16 protein-coding genes are annotated in these 13,657 nt (G+C 58.7%); 5 read left to right on the top strand and 11 right to left on the bottom strand.

Annotated features, from left to right (window positions below; translation table 11 throughout):
* Nucleotides 1-5: 5 nt before the first annotated feature.
* Complete coding sequence (locus F0155_RS03265; RefSeq protein ID WP_150523037.1) at nt 6-443, bottom strand: GNAT family N-acetyltransferase; 438 nt, start codon at nt 441-443, stop codon at nt 6-8.
* A gap of 24 nt (nt 444-467) precedes the next feature.
* Between F0155_RS03265 and F0155_RS03260 the strand changes: the two genes are divergently transcribed.
* Nucleotides 468-1,280 carry a dimethylarginine dimethylaminohydrolase family protein gene (locus tag F0155_RS03260; protein ID WP_150523036.1) on the top strand — a complete coding sequence of 271 codons (813 nt, stop codon included), beginning with the start codon at nt 468-470 and terminating at the stop codon, nt 1,278-1,280.
* A gap of 101 nt (nt 1,281-1,381) precedes the next feature.
* Nucleotides 1,382-1,672 (top strand): hypothetical protein, encoded by a 291-nt coding sequence (locus F0155_RS03255; protein WP_150523035.1) that lies wholly within the window; start codon nt 1,382-1,384, stop codon nt 1,670-1,672.
* 8 nt (nt 1,673-1,680) lie between these two features.
* Here F0155_RS03255 and F0155_RS03250 read toward each other — a convergent pair whose 3' ends face one another.
* Nucleotides 1,681-3,054 (bottom strand): TIGR03808 family TAT-translocated repetitive protein, encoded by a 1,374-nt coding sequence (locus F0155_RS03250; protein WP_208999099.1) that lies wholly within the window; start codon nt 3,052-3,054, stop codon nt 1,681-1,683.
* 213 nt (nt 3,055-3,267) lie between these two features.
* Complete coding sequence (locus F0155_RS03245) at nt 3,268-3,738, bottom strand: YHS domain-containing (seleno)protein (RefSeq protein WP_150523034.1); 471 nt, start codon at nt 3,736-3,738, stop codon at nt 3,268-3,270.
* A gap of 192 nt (nt 3,739-3,930) precedes the next feature.
* On the opposite strand from F0155_RS03245, the gene F0155_RS03240 reads away from it, so the two are divergent.
* A complete protein-coding gene (locus F0155_RS03240) occupies nt 3,931-4,518 on the top strand; it encodes a TetR/AcrR family transcriptional regulator (protein ID WP_150523033.1) in 588 nt (195 codons plus the stop codon).
* 1 nt (nt 4,519) lies between these two features.
* Here F0155_RS03240 and F0155_RS03235 read toward each other — a convergent pair whose 3' ends face one another.
* From F0155_RS03235 to F0155_RS03205, 7 genes are all read right to left on the bottom strand, one after another.
* On the bottom strand, nt 4,520-4,960 hold the full coding sequence (locus F0155_RS03235) for a YHS domain-containing (seleno)protein (protein WP_150523032.1): 441 nt from the start codon (nt 4,958-4,960) through the stop codon (nt 4,520-4,522).
* 121 nt (nt 4,961-5,081) lie between these two features.
* Nucleotides 5,082-5,684, bottom strand: coding sequence for a pyroglutamyl-peptidase I (locus F0155_RS03230; protein WP_150523031.1), 603 nt, complete (start codon nt 5,682-5,684; stop codon nt 5,082-5,084).
* Nucleotides 5,681-6,685, bottom strand: a complete 1,005-nt coding sequence (gene meaB, locus F0155_RS03225) for a methylmalonyl Co-A mutase-associated GTPase MeaB (protein ID WP_150523030.1) — start codon at nt 6,683-6,685, stop codon at nt 5,681-5,683. The genes F0155_RS03230 and meaB overlap by 4 nt, the downstream gene beginning before the upstream one ends.
* A 100-nt stretch (nt 6,686-6,785) precedes the next feature.
* Nucleotides 6,786-7,373: a DUF1131 family protein gene (locus F0155_RS03220; RefSeq protein ID WP_150523029.1), complete on the bottom strand. Its 588-nt coding sequence runs from the start codon at nt 7,371-7,373 to the stop codon at nt 6,786-6,788.
* 145 nt (nt 7,374-7,518) lie between these two features.
* Nucleotides 7,519-8,100 (bottom strand): LOG family protein, encoded by a 582-nt coding sequence (locus F0155_RS03215; protein ID WP_150523028.1) that lies wholly within the window; start codon nt 8,098-8,100, stop codon nt 7,519-7,521.
* Nucleotides 8,101-8,151: 51 nt separating this feature from the next.
* Nucleotides 8,152-9,540, bottom strand: coding sequence for a dipeptidase (locus tag F0155_RS03210; RefSeq protein WP_150523027.1), 1,389 nt, complete (start codon nt 9,538-9,540; stop codon nt 8,152-8,154).
* A gap of 155 nt (nt 9,541-9,695) precedes the next feature.
* Nucleotides 9,696-11,255 carry a helicase HerA-like domain-containing protein gene (locus F0155_RS03205; RefSeq protein WP_150523026.1) on the bottom strand — a complete coding sequence of 520 codons (1,560 nt, stop codon included), beginning with the start codon at nt 11,253-11,255 and terminating at the stop codon, nt 9,696-9,698.
* A 162-nt stretch (nt 11,256-11,417) separates the two neighbouring features.
* Between F0155_RS03205 and F0155_RS03200 the strand changes: the two genes are divergently transcribed.
* Together F0155_RS03200 and F0155_RS03195 are read left to right on the top strand one after the other, a co-directional pair.
* Nucleotides 11,418-11,813, top strand: coding sequence for a DUF2267 domain-containing protein (locus F0155_RS03200; protein WP_150523025.1), 396 nt, complete (start codon nt 11,418-11,420; stop codon nt 11,811-11,813).
* A gap of 45 nt (nt 11,814-11,858) precedes the next feature.
* Nucleotides 11,859-12,266 carry a DUF4332 domain-containing protein gene (locus tag F0155_RS03195; RefSeq protein WP_150523024.1) on the top strand — a complete coding sequence of 136 codons (408 nt, stop codon included), beginning with the start codon at nt 11,859-11,861 and terminating at the stop codon, nt 12,264-12,266.
* A gap of 138 nt (nt 12,267-12,404) precedes the next feature.
* On the opposite strand, the gene F0155_RS23870 is transcribed toward F0155_RS03195, so the two are convergent.
* Nucleotides 12,405-13,106, bottom strand: a complete 702-nt coding sequence (locus F0155_RS23870; RefSeq protein ID WP_150523023.1) for a helix-turn-helix transcriptional regulator — start codon at nt 13,104-13,106, stop codon at nt 12,405-12,407.
* Nucleotides 13,107-13,657 lie beyond the last annotated feature (551 nt).

Here is a 13,657-nt window from a genome sequence, read left to right as displayed (position 1 = left end):
TGGTATTATAGCTGCTTGACCATAAGGACCTTGTGGCCAGTCGTTTCCGTGACTTTCCAGCCCAGATGCTCGTAGAGCTTCACGTTCTGCGGCATGTCCACATGGGTCGCCAGGTGCAGTTCCGTGTGGCCGGCAGCCTTTGTGTCGACTTCCACCTGACGGATCAGCAACCCGCCAATGCCCTTGCCGCCCTGATCCGGCGCAACGGCTATGTTAGCCAGGGTTGCCCGGTTTTCGCTGAGGATGAGAACGGAGCCACCAACAATTTCGTCGCCAGCCATGGCTACATTGACGGTGTGGTCCTGAATGTCCTCTGCCAAACCCGCAGAAACATCCGGCAGGTCGGGAATGGTCTTTCTGAACGGTTCGTAGGCACGGTCAATACAATGTGCCAATCCCTCTGTATCTTCCAATCGTGCCGGTCTAAGAGTGATGTCAGTCATTTGAAACAAACCTGAGTTTACGCAATGCCCCTTCAAACCGGTCTCTCGTTCCGCTTCACCCACGCCATCACCCGCACGCCTGCCGACAGTGTCGCCAACGGGTTGCGGGCCGTGGATTCGGGCGACCCGAGCGGTCCAGCCTTCCGGTTGGAACATGAACGCTACGTCAGTGCCTTGCAAGAGGCGGGACTCGAGGTCACCGTTTTGCCAGCACTGGAGGGCTATCCCGACAGCTGTTTCGTCGAGGACCCTGCCTTTTGCCTGCCGGACGCCGCGATCGTATTGCGCCCGGGAACACAGAGCCGACGGGGTGAGGCTGAAGAAATTCGCGCCGCGCTCGAAGACCGGTTTGACGTAATCATCGACCTGCCGGAGGGGGGCTTTGTCGATGGTGGCGATGTCCTGATGCTGGACGACGAAATCCTTATCGGTCTTTCCGCGCGCACGGACCGTCGCGGGGCGGAGGACTTCAAGGCGATCCTCAATGCGCTCGGTTACGAGGCTCGGGTTTGCGAGACGCCGGACGGCGTGCTGCACTTCAAGACGGCCTGTTCAACCCTTGGCGACGGCGCAATCCTTGCGACCCGCGTGATGGCGGAGAGCGGCTTTTTCGATGGTAGAAAAGTCGTTGTCGTGCCGGATGGGGAAGACTATGCGGCAAATGTGATCCGTGTGAACGATGTCGTGCTCGTGCCGGAAGGCTATCCGAAAACCGATGTGGCAATCCGCGAGGCTGGCTTCAGGACAGTTATTGTGCCGACGCATGAGGCACGCAAGGTGGATGGCGGGCTGTCCTGTCTGTCCCTGCGATTTGCCGCAGCGGAGCCAAAGGCTTAACTCCTCTGGGGAGTACTGGCCGAAATCACCGGTCGCCCTTGTCATTTTTATCGGACCGTGGTTGCCTTGGCGCCGCTAATGTATGCACGGAGCGGGCACCAGTGACCAACGAGGAATTGGCAGAGCATCTGCAGGAACTCATCGACCGATCGCGCATGGTCGAACAGGTCAATATGGCCTTCATCGTTCGTTGTCTGCAGCAGGAACTCTTGATGGCGGAAAACAGCCAGTTGGCCGCCATCGACATGCGTTATTCCCTGATCGACTCGCTGGAAAGTCTGGTTCCATCCGGCATTGCCGAGAGCGATCCGGCCCTTGCCAATATCCGCGGCAAGGCCGAAGCCATGCTCCGCAACCTCGTGATCCAGGCCGAGCGCCACGCGGAAGGGTGATTATTCCCTTACGCCGAAATCTGGTTGCCGGTGACAGAAAGGGACGGGAACTCATCTGAGCCGTTCAGCTCGCCGGTTGCCTTGTCCAGCCAGCGGTAACCGGTGATGGCTCCGTTTTCGCTGCCCTGGATTATGTTGCCGGAAATGACCGCCGAGCCGACGCCCTCCACGACCGACACCGCGATTCCCGTTCCGCATTGACGGACAATGTTCTGGGAAGCGACGAGATTGCGCATATAGGGCCCCCAGCCCAGAAGCATCCCGAAGCGCGGTGCGCCTTCAATGACATTACCGGTGATCGTCGTGTCTGCTTCTGCGGCAATACCGATACCGAACCCAGCCACTTCCGGCTTGTAAGGCCCTTGGGTTGTCAGGTTGCGGATCAGATTGTTCGAGCAGACAGCAAGACGCCCGCCATCCATGAAGTTGGCGATGGAAATGCCCATCGTGCCGCCATCGACGATGTTGCTGGAAATCAGCGCACCCTGAAATCCGAACTCCGAGTAGATCGCCGTTTCGCCCGACCGAAGGCAGGTGTTGCCAACGATCTGGACATTGGACCCGGCGTTGGAGCGAATGGCCGAGAAGGCGCAATCCGACACCTTGTTGTTGGACACGGTGACGCCATGGGCGCGGAAAACGTTGATGCCATTGCCGAACTGTCCCGTGCCGCCGTATTTGGCGCCAATGCGCTCGACCCGGTTGCCGGAGACAATCGTGTTGTCCTCGCCGTCACGCCAGCGATGCACCCAGATACCGCCATTGGCGCAGTCGGCAACGGTATTGCCTATGATGGAGAGCCCGTCTGCCTCGTTGGAGCGGATGCCGGCTTCCGCAGCACCCGAAATGCGGCAGTTTTCGATGCGCCCGGAACAGCGGTCAACCAGCAGGCCGGTACGGGTCGAGCCCGCAATCTCGCAATTTTCCAGTGTGAGGTTTCGAACGCCGATGAAATGCAAAAGGCCTTCGGTGAACTCGCCAATGGTGCGGTTCGCGCCGTCAAAGGTGATTCCGGTCAACCCGATATTGCTGACACCTTCCGCGCGGGCCAGAAGGCCGCCGCCACCCTGATAGACAAGACGCGTGCGCCCCGGAATGCCAACGATCAATGAGCCGCTGGGAAAGCGCAGATTGGCAACGGGATAGATGCCTGCGGGCAGGAACAGGGCACGGCCATTCTCTACGGCCCGGTTGACCGCGCTCTGGAATTGCTGGGTCTGGTCTGTCCCCGTATTCGGCAACAGGCCAAGCTCCGGCGCCTCGATGGATCCGCGCATTTCCGCGATTTGAACCAGAGCATTTGCGCTCGCCGAGGACAGGCACAAGGCGCTTCCTGCCAGAAAGGCACGTCGGTTCAATACGGATGTGTCTCGAAACGCCACGATTTTTGCCCTGCATTGTCCCGTTTCGGGATCGTTGGATCTACTTGATGCCAACTGTGCAAGCACCGTGCCGTTTCGTCATTTTGCCAAGGGGATGGTTTAATTCGCACCTGCAAGGACAAGTTCTGGTCTTCGCAGGTTGGTACAAAGCGACAAAGGCCGGGGAGGGCAGACCCGGCCTTTGCTTGCTGACATCAGGATGGCGAGCGGTTTTTACAGATCGCCGGGGGCAACGTCCTTGATGTCGGTCCACTTGGTGTTGGCGGTCTCGATGAAGCCCGGAACGTCTTCATTCCAGCGCTCCTGAACGCTCTTGGACAGGTTCAGGTAAAGCTTGTTGTCGACGATCTTCCAGACGTCCGGATCGCCATCAAACTTGAAGCCCATCGCGGTGCCGAAGGCGCAGAAGCCACCATATTGGGGAGCGTATTTCGCCGGGTCGGCCTTGAAGGCGTCCCGGTTTGCCTCATTGGCAAAACGATAGGTGGCGCCATTATAGTCCGCCGTGATGTTGACCTCACCAGCGGTCGGCTCGCCTTTGGTGAAATAGGCAACGGGGTCATGGCCGCGAATGGCAAGGCCGGTGACAGTCGTGTTGACATCGGCTCCGGCGGCGAGAACGGAAACAGTCGTTCCTGCGAGGAACAGGGCAGCGACGATGCCCTTTTTGAGATAGCTGAACATTCGGGTGGCTCCTGAGTGAAACGGCATGATTGTCGGTGCGTCGGGAGTGTGAGAGATTAGTGAACCGATCAGTTCCCTAAAGGGCGCGACCGGTTCGTTTGGGTCCGACAGACCAAACATAAGGTTTGGAACCGATTGGTACAAAACACGTCGGTTCAACTACGCGTGAGACACTTGTGAGGCCGGAGCCGAATGGGAAGACCCAGGACATTTGACGAAGACAAGGCGCTAGAGTCGGCCATGAGGGTTTTCTGGAATCAGGGGTACGAAGATGCCAGCCTTGCCGATCTGCTCGCCGATATGGGTCTGACCAAGGGCTCGTTCTACAAGGCCTTTCTGGACAAGAAATCGCTCTATCTCGCCGCGCTTGATCTCTATGCCAGACAGTCCATCGTACCGATGGTGGAGGGGCTGATGGACAGAACTGCGGGGTCGGGCCACGACCGCATCCTGAGGGTTTTCCAGTCCATCGTCGACATGGGACGATCAAACGGCGACAGGGTCGGCTGTTTTCTCTGCAATGCAGCAGTTGATCGCGCGGCGCATGATCCGGATGTCGAACTGCGCCTCAATTCCATGTTTGCCCGCATGGAGGACGGATTTGCAGCAGCGCTTGCCGATCACCTGAACAAGGGGCCGGAAGCGGAAGACGTTCGCGCCGGGGCAAAAGCGCTCGTGTCGCAATTCATGGGGCTTCGAGTGCTCGGGCGGGCAGGCCAGTCTGTTCGTTTCGGCGACGGTGTCCTGAGCGAGGTCCGCCGCCTTTTGAAGTTGGGATAACCTATTTCAGGCTCGACCAGTTCTGCTCGGCCTTGGAAATGTAGCCTGCAATATCCTTGCTCCATGTCTTTTGCACGGACTTGGAGTAGTTCACGTAAAGCTTCCCATCCACGACCTTGTAGGCCAGCGGATCAACGCCGACCTTGTAGCCGCGTGAGACGCCATAGGCGCAATAGCCGTCATATTGGGGCGCGTATTGTGTCGGATTGGCGGAGAAGGCATCCCGGTTCTCGGCAGAGGCAAACCGGTAGGTCTGGTCGCGGTGGTCCGCCGTAAACTCGGCCTTGCCTTTCGCCGGCTTCGATCCGGCGAAATAGGAGACCGGATCATACCCGGTCAGGGCCAGCGGGTCCTTGGCCTCGGACGGTACGATCCACGTCAGGACGGCGGCAAATCCAAGCACCAAAAGGGCAATGATCGAAATCCGGCGACGGGTGAACATGGCAAACCTCCACAAACTGTCTGTGGACTGAAAATGGGGGTTGGGCCGATGACACTCAACCAACAACTGCGTGAGGCCGGTCTTTCCGCCTTCATGATGTCGTCATGCCGATCTCAAAAGATCAGCTCATCCGCAGCGCCAGATCGCGCAGCATGTAAACGGCAGCATCTTCCACCGCGTGATAGGCGGGCCGGTTCTCAAAGCGTCCACGAGGAAAGGCGGGCACGTGGACAAAAACCGCCGGGCGGCCCGTGCCAAGCGTGTCCCACAGGGTCGCATTGCAGAGATAATCCCCGGCATTGTCGGACAGCCGCACATCAACCCCGCTGCGCGACGCAGCCTGCTGCATATGCTGCACGGGCAGGGTTGAGGGCCGATCAGGCGTGCCGGCTGGGGCCAGCAGCGCAGAAGGGGCGACATCGCCCGCAGAATCCGCCCGGATCGTCGAGGCCCAGTTGCGGGCCAGGGTTTCGATATTGATCGCCCGGCGCTTGCCATCCACCCCGAAGTGAACCACGCAATCGGGATCAACATCCCGGATAAGCGCCTGCGTCACGCTCTCCCGCGCCCGCCATTCCGGCGGCAAAACGGCAAAGCGAAACGAAACGCCGCGCACACGAGCCGGCAACCGCTTCGGCAACCGCTGAACCAGCGTCGCCGTCGGATTGATCGGCATTCCCGGGAACCCGGAAAAGCCGGTAACGAGGATTGTTTTGGTGGTCATGTGTTAGAAAGCCCGATCAGCCCGGCTAGTTCGTCGACTGCAAAGGACACGGCGGTTTCGCCGTTGCGGACGGATGTCTCAAGGGATTTGAGGCGGCTGGCAGTGCGCGGGTCGGTTTTCAGGGCTTCCATCATGCGCTGTTGCAGCATGTCCCACATCCAGGCGACCTGCTGGTCGGCGCGGCGGGTTTGCCATTCGCCTGTGGCGGTCATCTTCGCCTTGTGGAGTTCCACCTGCTCCCACAGCTTGTCGAGATCCTGATTGACAAGGCCGGAAATGGTCATCACGGGCGGCGACCATGTGGGAGACTTTGGCGCCAGGATATGCAACGCGGCGCGATAGTCGGAGGCCGCCGAGCGGGCCCGAAGTGCGCCGTCACCATCAGCCTTGTTGACGGCGATCATGTCGGCAATTTCCAGAACGCCCTTCTTGATGCCCTGCAACTCATCGCCCGCGCCGGGAAGCATCAGGACAAGGAAGAAGTCCACCATGTCGGCAACCGTGGTCTCGGACTGGCCGATGCCAACGGTTTCCACGAGGATGATGTCGAAACCCGCTGCCTCGCACAAAAGCATCGTCTCGCGGGTCTTGGCCGCGACGCCGCCAAGTGTTCCGGCAGATGGTGAGGGGCGAATGAAGGCACTTGTGTCGACCGCCAGCTGCGCCATGCGGGTCTTGTCGCCGAGGATCGAGCCGCCGGTGCGGGTCGAGGACGGGTCAACCGCCAGCACGGCCACCTTGTGACCTGCGGCTGTCAGGTTGGAGCCCAGCATGTCGATGGTGGTGGATTTGCCCACACCGGGCACCCCGGTGATGCCAACGCGGTGCGCCTTGCCGGTCAGGGGCAGCAGGTCCTGAATGAGCGCACGGGCGATCTGGCGATGCTCGGCCTTGCGGGATTCCACAAGCGTTATGGCGCGGGCAAGAGCCGCACGATTGCCCTGCCGAAGCCCCTCGGCAAGGGCGTCCTTGTTCAGGCGCGATGGAGTTTGAATCGACATTCCCAAGGCTTAACCGACATGCAGCCCGCCGTCACGGGCCTTTTGAGCCGGAAGCCCGGCAAAGCCATCAGACATTTGGATAAGCTGAGGGAAGCGACCCTCAGCTCCGCGGTGTCCACACGATGCGTTGCAGGATCGCATTTTCCAGCTCGTTGTCAGGGGCGAGCTTGTCGAACGGGCCCTGAAAGCCGGGGATGGAATAGATCAGCTCCACGCTCGGATGGCCTCTGGAGGCACAGATGGCCATGCCGCGCCACAGGTTGCTGCCAACCCGGCACTGGCTGCGGCGCTGGCGCGTTTCGGAAAAGGTCATGCCGATCCGCTCGCCGTTCGGGCCTTCCAGATGGTGGGTCACGCCATGAACGGTGCGCACCTTGCCATTGTCACCCTTGAAGACCTGCAGAACCTGAAAACCGTCGGAGTTGAACGCGGCGAGCGCCCATTCGGTCTTGTTCTCGTTGGCAGACTGGATGCCTTCGGTGGTGAAGCCCGGAAGGGCCGCCTCGATGGCCTTGGCACCATAGCTCGTGTTGGCCGTGATGCCGCCAACATGGTCGTCGGTGAATTTCACCAGCGTGACATCCGATGTCCGCGGAACCAGAAGCGGACCATCACTGTCCATTGTAGGAGAACAGGCGGCAGCAGCTGCGGCGATCAGCAGCGCGCCAACAAGGCGAGGCAAAGCCATATATCAAGCACCCGGTAGTGTTGTTTTTGTCAGGTGCGAAGCAATTAGCACTCGAAATTGGGCGACGCAAAGGCAGGAAAATGTTCTGAACGGCTTTTTATGGTTTGCTAGAAAACACAAAAGGTTAGAGCTGCTCTTTCAGCCCTTATGTCTCGCTTTTCCGGATCCACTTCGGCGTGGACGGCGGCACATAGGTCCGAAACAGCTGCAAAATCGCCTCAGGCTTTTCCGCAACCTGAACCATGTTGCGCATTTCCCGCTTCATGAATCCTTCAGTTGTCTGATGGTCGAGAAACTCGATCAGATGGTCGTAGAAGCCGTGGATGTTCAAAAGTCCGCACGGTTTCTGGTGCAGGCCAAGCTGGCCCCAGGTCCAGACCTCGAAGATCTCTTCCATGGTTCCCGCTCCGCCGGGCAGGGCCACAAAGGCATCCGATCGCTCGGCCATCATGGCCTTGCGCTCATGCATGGAGGAAACGATATGCAGTTCGCTCAGGCCGGTGTGGGCGAGTTCCTTTTCCTGCAGCGCCTTCGGCAGGATGCCGATGACCTTGCCCCCGGCATCAATGGCGCCATCAGCCACCATCCCCATCAGGCCGACATTGGCACCGCCATAGACAAGCGTCTGGCCGGCTTCCGCAATGGACTTTCCCATGTCCCATGCTGCCTGAGAATAGGCTTCACTGGTTCCATAGTTGGAGCCGCAGAACACACAGACTGACTTCATCTCATTCCTCCGGTGGAAGCTGCGGGAACCGGGCTCCCGCAGCATGTCCAATCAACCTCTGGACAGCTCGTCCAGAACCCGTGCCCAAGAGCGTATCCCCTTATGAAAGCTCTTTATGTTGTATTTTTCGTTAGGGGAGTGGATCTGGTCGTCTTCCAGCGCAAAACCGATCAGCAGGGAATCCATGCCGAGCATACGCTTGAAGTCGCCCACGATCGGGATGGAGCCGCCCATGCCAACGAGAGCCGCATCAACACCCCATTCGTCCTTGAGCGCCTTCTTGCCTTTTGCTACGGCAGGAATGGTCGTGTCGAGGCGGGTTGCCGGGCTACCTTCCTTGGCAATGAACTCCACCGTGCAGTCGGCCGGGATCTTGGAGCGGACATAGGCGCGGAAGCTTTCCTGAACCTTCTCATGGTCCTGGTCGCCCACAAGGCGGAACGTGAACTTGGCATGGGCCTCGGCCGGAATGACGGTCTTGGACCCGGCGCCCTGATAGCCGCCCCACATGCCGTTGACTTCCGCCGTCGGGCGGGCCCACAGGTGCTCAAGCGGGGTGCGGTCCTTTTCGCCGCGCGGATATTTCAGGCCGATCTCGCCAAGGAACTCTTCAACATCGAAGCCAAGGTTGTTCCAGTTTTCCATAATGTCCGCCGGAATTTCGGGAACGCCATCATAGAAACCGGGCAGGGTGACCCGGCCATTTTCGTCGTGAAGCCCGGCAATGATGCTGGCGACGATATGGTTAGGGTTCTGGGCAGAGCCACCGTAAGAACCCGAGTGCAGGTCACGGGACGCTGCCCGCACGATGATTTCGTCGCCGACCATGCCGCGCAGCATGGTGGAAATGGCAGGCGTGTTGGCGTCCCACATGCCCGTGTCACAAACCAGCGCCAGATCGCAGGAGAGCTCGTCCTTGTTGGCCTCCAGGAACGGGTGCAGCGACGGAGAGCCGCTTTCTTCCTCGCCCTCAAACAGGATCGTCACATCAATCGGCAGATCGCCGGTTTCCTGGATGAAGGCACGTGCAGCCTCGACAAAGGTCATCAGCTGCCCCTTGTCGTCGGAGGCACCGCGCGCAACCAGCATCTTCGTGCCGTCGGCCTTGGTGACGATTTGCGGATCGAACGGATCACTGTTCCAAAGGGCAATCGGATCGACCGGTTGAACGTCATAATGGCCGTAGAAAAGGACATGCGGGCCCGGCTTGCCGGACTTCTTGTGGCCAACGACCATCGGATGGCCGCTCGTGTCGCGAACGCGCGTCTCGATGCCGATCTCGTTCAGCTCGGCGGCGAGCCATTCGGCGGCAGCGCGGCAGTCGGCCTTGAACGCGGGATCGGTGGAGATGCTCTTGATTTTCAAAAGGTCTGAAAGGCGGGAAAGGCTCGCATCCAGATTGGAATCAATCCGGGCGAGGACCGTGTCGATGTTGCTCATCGCGTATCCTCAAGAGAAAAAATCGGGTTCCAAAGCAGCCCTTGCAGCCGCTTCAAAGAACGCTCAACAGACACCAAATCGGGGCGGATCGCAAACCCAATTTTGGCAAAGGTCAGGCTTCCGCAAAGGGATCTGACCTCTACCACAGGGTGTTTCTAGAAGCCGCGTTTTAGCGATCCGAGCAAGCCGCGAACCAGAGCGCGACCAAGCGAATTGCCGATGCTGCGGGCCGCGGATTTCAGGCCGGCTTCCATGGCGTTATCGCGGGAACTGCGGCGCTGGGTCCGGCGCTGTGTGCTCTTGCGCGTCGGGCGGTCATCGCGGCCAAAATCCGGCAACTGGAAGCCCGAACGGGTGCGACGGGGTTCGCCTGCGCGGTCCCATTCCTCTTCCTCGGCAGCCCGTTGGCGTTCCTCCTGCCGCTGCGCTTCCTCGGCACGCTGCAGAAGCACCTCATAGGCCGATTCCCGGTCGCGAACGCGCTCATAGACCCCGAAGGACGGGCTCGCCTGAATGATCTCGCGCCGTTCGGCATCGGTCACCGGGCCAAGGCGGGAGGAGGGGGGACGGATGAGGGTTCGCTGCACAACGGACGGAATGCCCTTGCCTTCCAGCGTTGAAACCAGCGCCTCGCCAACGCCCAGTTCCATGATCACCCGATCCGTGTCGAGGTCCGGATTGGGGCGGAAGGTTTCGGCTGCTGCGCGAACAGCCCGCTGGTCACGCGGTGTGAAGGCGCGAAGGGCATGCTGTACCCGGTTGCCAAGCTGGGAGAGGACCGTTTCGGGAATGTCGAGCGGGTTCTGGGTGACGAAATACACGCCAACCCCCTTGGAGCGGATCAGGCGAACGACCTGTTCCACCTTTTCAACCAGGGCCTTGGGCGCATCGTTGAACAGGAGATGTGCCTCATCGAAAAAGAAGACGAGCTTCGGCTTTTCCGGATCACCAACCTCGGGCAGCTCCTCAAACAGCTCTGACAAAAGCCAGAGAAGGAAGACCGAATAAAGGCGCGGCGCCGTCATCAGCTTGTCGGCGGCCAGCACATTGATCATGCCCCGGCCGTCCGGGCCGGTGCGCAGGAAGTCGCGGATGTTCAGCGCCGGTTCGCCGAAGAAGTTTTCGCCGCCCTGCCGTTCCAGAACCAGCAGCCGGCGCTGGATGGCCCCGACCGAGGCCTTGGACACGTTGCCATAGTGCTTGGATAGCTCGTCTGCCCGGTCCGAGACATGGGCAAGCATGGAGCGCAGGTCCTTGAGGTCCAGAAGCAGGAGACCTTCGTCATCTGCAAGCTCGAACACGATGTTCAGGACGCCTTCCTGCGTGTCGTTCAACTCCAGCAATCGCGCGAGCAGAAGCGGACCGACCTCGGAGATCGTGGTGCGGATCGGGTGTCCCTGTTCGCCGAGCAGGTCCCAGAAGGTCGCGGGAAAGGACGTGTAGGAAAATTCGTCCGCAAACCCGATGTCCTTGGCGCGCTTTTCCAGAAAGTCCTTCTCGACCCCCTTCATCGCGATGCCGGACAGGTCGCCCTTGATGTCGGCGCAAAAGACCGGGACGCCCGCGTTTGAAAACCCTTCCGCAAGGATCTGCAAAGAGACCGTTTTCCCGGTTCCTGTCGCGCCTGCAATCAGGCCATGCCGGTTGGCCAGCTTGAGGTTCAGGAAAATGTCCTGCGGAGCGGCTCCGACAAATATACCCGTATCCTTGCTCACCGCGTTTTTTCCTCCAAGCGAATCCAATTACTGATTGCCCCAAAGAAAGCATTCCGCAATCGTATTGTCACGGTCGACGATGAACTTCGTCTGCCTTATAGCGAAGGTGTGCGGGAATTTTGGTGAATCGCTTTCCTTTCGGGAAGGCTATGGGAGTGACTTATGGAAGAACTGATCAATCGCATTGCAGGGGCAGCGGGAATCGATGCCGATCTCGCCAAGAAGGCAATCGCGATCATCCTTGACTTTCTCAACAAGGATGGCCCGTCCAACCAGATGCAGCAGGTTCTGGCAGCTTTGCCGGGAGCATCGGAACTGATTGCCGAACGTGCAGTAAGCGGCGGCGGTGGCGGCGGCATTCTGGGTGCGCTCGGCGGCATGATGGGTGGCAGCGGCGGCGCCATGGCAGCGCTTGGAGAGCTGACATCGTCAGGTCTTTCCATGGGAGAAGTACAAACAGTTACAAAAGAACTCGTATCTTATGCTAAGGAAAAGGCCGGGGACGACGTCGTAAACGATGTGATTTCGAATATCCCGGGCCTGAGCCAGATCATTTGATTACCCCAGGGTTCAAGAGGTTCGGTTGGAAGGAGACATTGGCTGATGGCATATTCGATCATTGAGATTGAAGGAATCGGTCCGACTTACGCTGAGAAGCTTCAGGCTGTCGGCATCAAGACCACGGATGCTTATCTGGAGCGTGCCAAGGACCCGAAGGGTCGCAAGGCTCTGGCCGAGGAAACCGGCATTGATGACAAGCGCATCCTGAAATGGGCGAATATGGCTGACCTGATGCGCATCAAGGGCGTCGGTGAAGAATATTCCGAGCTTCTGGAAGCTGCCGGTGTGGACACAGTCAAGGAACTCAAGCACCGCAAGCCGGAAAACCTCGCTGCCAAGATGGTCGAGGTGAACGAGGAAAAGAAACTCGTCCGTCAGGTGCCGAGCGAAAGCCAGGTGATCAAGTGGGTCGAGCAGGCAAAAGAACTGCCGCCGATGATGACCTACTGAGCCTGACAGCTCGTTGACAACAGAAATGCCCGCCTTTTGGCGGGCATTTTCTATTTGAAACGCTGATTTTGGCATGAAAAAAGGCGCCTGCTGGTGGAAGTCAGGCGCCTGTTAGTTTCATTTCTTGAAGGGGTTCAGTCAGACACGTATCTGACCGTACCGCAGAGCCTCGACAACAGTGTGTGTCTTGTTGGAGGCGTTCAGTTTGACGCTGGCATTTTGCAGGTGGGCGTGAACCGTGCGCTGGGAAATATCCAGCAGGTCGGCGATTTCACCGGCAGTCTTGCCGAAAGCGGTCAGTTCGAGAACCTTGCGCTCGCGAGTAGAGAGGGCGCCCGGACGCTGGCCGGAAACCACACCAAGGTCACGAAGACGGGCGAAGGCAGCGTTGGACAGGACTTCAAGACCTGCCAGCTCCCACTTGTTCGCCTGAATGGACGGGCCGCTGGCATATACGAATGCCTGGAAGGGGTGCAGTTCGGTGACCGGAACGATCACGACCTGGTTGCCTTCACCGGCTGCTGCCAGAAGGTCGGAATGCTCCATGTCGCCAGCGGAAATGGTCCAGACCATGGCGCGGTTGGAAGCAAGGCCCAGCATGAGGGCGCTGTCATTGGCAGAAAGCGAAGTGCTCTCGATGCCATCATTGCGCTGGTCTGGCCAGCGGAAGCGATGAACGAGGCTGTCGATCGGCCGGTTCGGCATCGGAAGGCCGGTGATCAGCACGTGGGTCGCACCCATACGGCGCAGATTGGACTCAAGAATGTCCAACACGTGGTGAGCGGCATTCGCCTCGGAAATAGCGCGGAGTTTGTTCTTCAGTTCAGATTGGTCAAGCATTGTGCACATCCATTGTTTTGCAATCTTTTTTCATCGATCGCTTTTTTGTCCGGCCCGCTCGCTGTGCATTTTTGCACTTATTTCGGCGGCCCGCCGATGGGATTTAGCAGATTTCAGCGTCTCCTTCCGTTGAGTAGACGAGGCTCTGCAAGCCTCCTGCTAGTATGGGGGCATTCTTCCCATGCGGCAGCACTGAGAAAGTACAATACAATTGACGATCGTACCAATAGGGAAATTCCGGGAAATTGGCATTTTACGCCAGAAATTTGTCGTAAAAAGTCGGGTTAATAAAAAAGCCAACGTGAAGACAATCTCTTGTAATGAGCAGCAAGTATCAAGTTGTAAAAACCATCGATAAGGCTAAGTAAACAAAGAATAACAACAATTTTTCGTAGTTAATTTTCGTTAATGCAATCTTTGATTGTAGTGAATGATTTGCCGGAAAACCCGATTCGTCATGGTGTCAAACTGACGTAATTGGCGCCGTATTGTCCCGATCTATTTTGCCTGCAACCAATAATTGGCAGAAAGCCGTGATGTGTAGTCGCATG

It is taken from the genome of Roseibium sediminis (assembly GCF_008711325.1).
Taxonomy (GTDB): Bacteria; Pseudomonadota; Alphaproteobacteria; order Rhizobiales; family Stappiaceae; genus Roseibium; species Roseibium sediminis.
The sequence above is the reverse complement of the archived record's forward strand: the minus strand, read 5'-3'. Positions and strand labels throughout refer to the sequence as shown.

Coding starts and splice junctions, on each gene's coding strand:
- F0155_RS03210 (WP_150523027.1), bottom strand. CDS start 9,540: ATGAGCAACATCGACACGGTCCTCGCCCGGATTGATTCCAATCTGGAT.
- F0155_RS03245 (WP_150523034.1), bottom strand. CDS start 3,738: ATGTTCAGCTATCTCAAAAAGGGCATCGTCGCTGCCCTGTTCCTCGCA.
- F0155_RS03220 (WP_150523029.1), bottom strand. CDS start 7,373: ATGGCTTTGCCTCGCCTTGTTGGCGCGCTGCTGATCGCCGCAGCTGCT.
- F0155_RS03215 (WP_150523028.1), bottom strand. CDS start 8,100: ATGAAGTCAGTCTGTGTGTTCTGCGGCTCCAACTATGGAACCAGTGAA.
- F0155_RS23870 (WP_150523023.1), bottom strand. CDS start 13,106: ATGCTTGACCAATCTGAACTGAAGAACAAACTCCGCGCTATTTCCGAG.
- F0155_RS03235 (WP_150523032.1), bottom strand. CDS start 4,960: ATGTTCACCCGTCGCCGGATTTCGATCATTGCCCTTTTGGTGCTTGGA.
- meaB (WP_150523030.1), bottom strand. CDS start 6,685: ATGTCGATTCAAACTCCATCGCGCCTGAACAAGGACGCCCTTGCCGAG.
- F0155_RS03260 (WP_150523036.1), top strand. CDS start 468: ATGCCCCTTCAAACCGGTCTCTCGTTCCGCTTCACCCACGCCATCACC.
- F0155_RS03265 (WP_150523037.1), bottom strand. CDS start 443: ATGACTGACATCACTCTTAGACCGGCACGATTGGAAGATACAGAGGGA.
- F0155_RS03200 (WP_150523025.1), top strand. CDS start 11,418: ATGGAAGAACTGATCAATCGCATTGCAGGGGCAGCGGGAATCGATGCC.
- F0155_RS03230 (WP_150523031.1), bottom strand. CDS start 5,684: ATGACCACCAAAACAATCCTCGTTACCGGCTTTTCCGGGTTCCCGGGA.
- F0155_RS03240 (WP_150523033.1), top strand. CDS start 3,931: ATGGGAAGACCCAGGACATTTGACGAAGACAAGGCGCTAGAGTCGGCC.
- F0155_RS03195 (WP_150523024.1), top strand. CDS start 11,859: ATGGCATATTCGATCATTGAGATTGAAGGAATCGGTCCGACTTACGCT.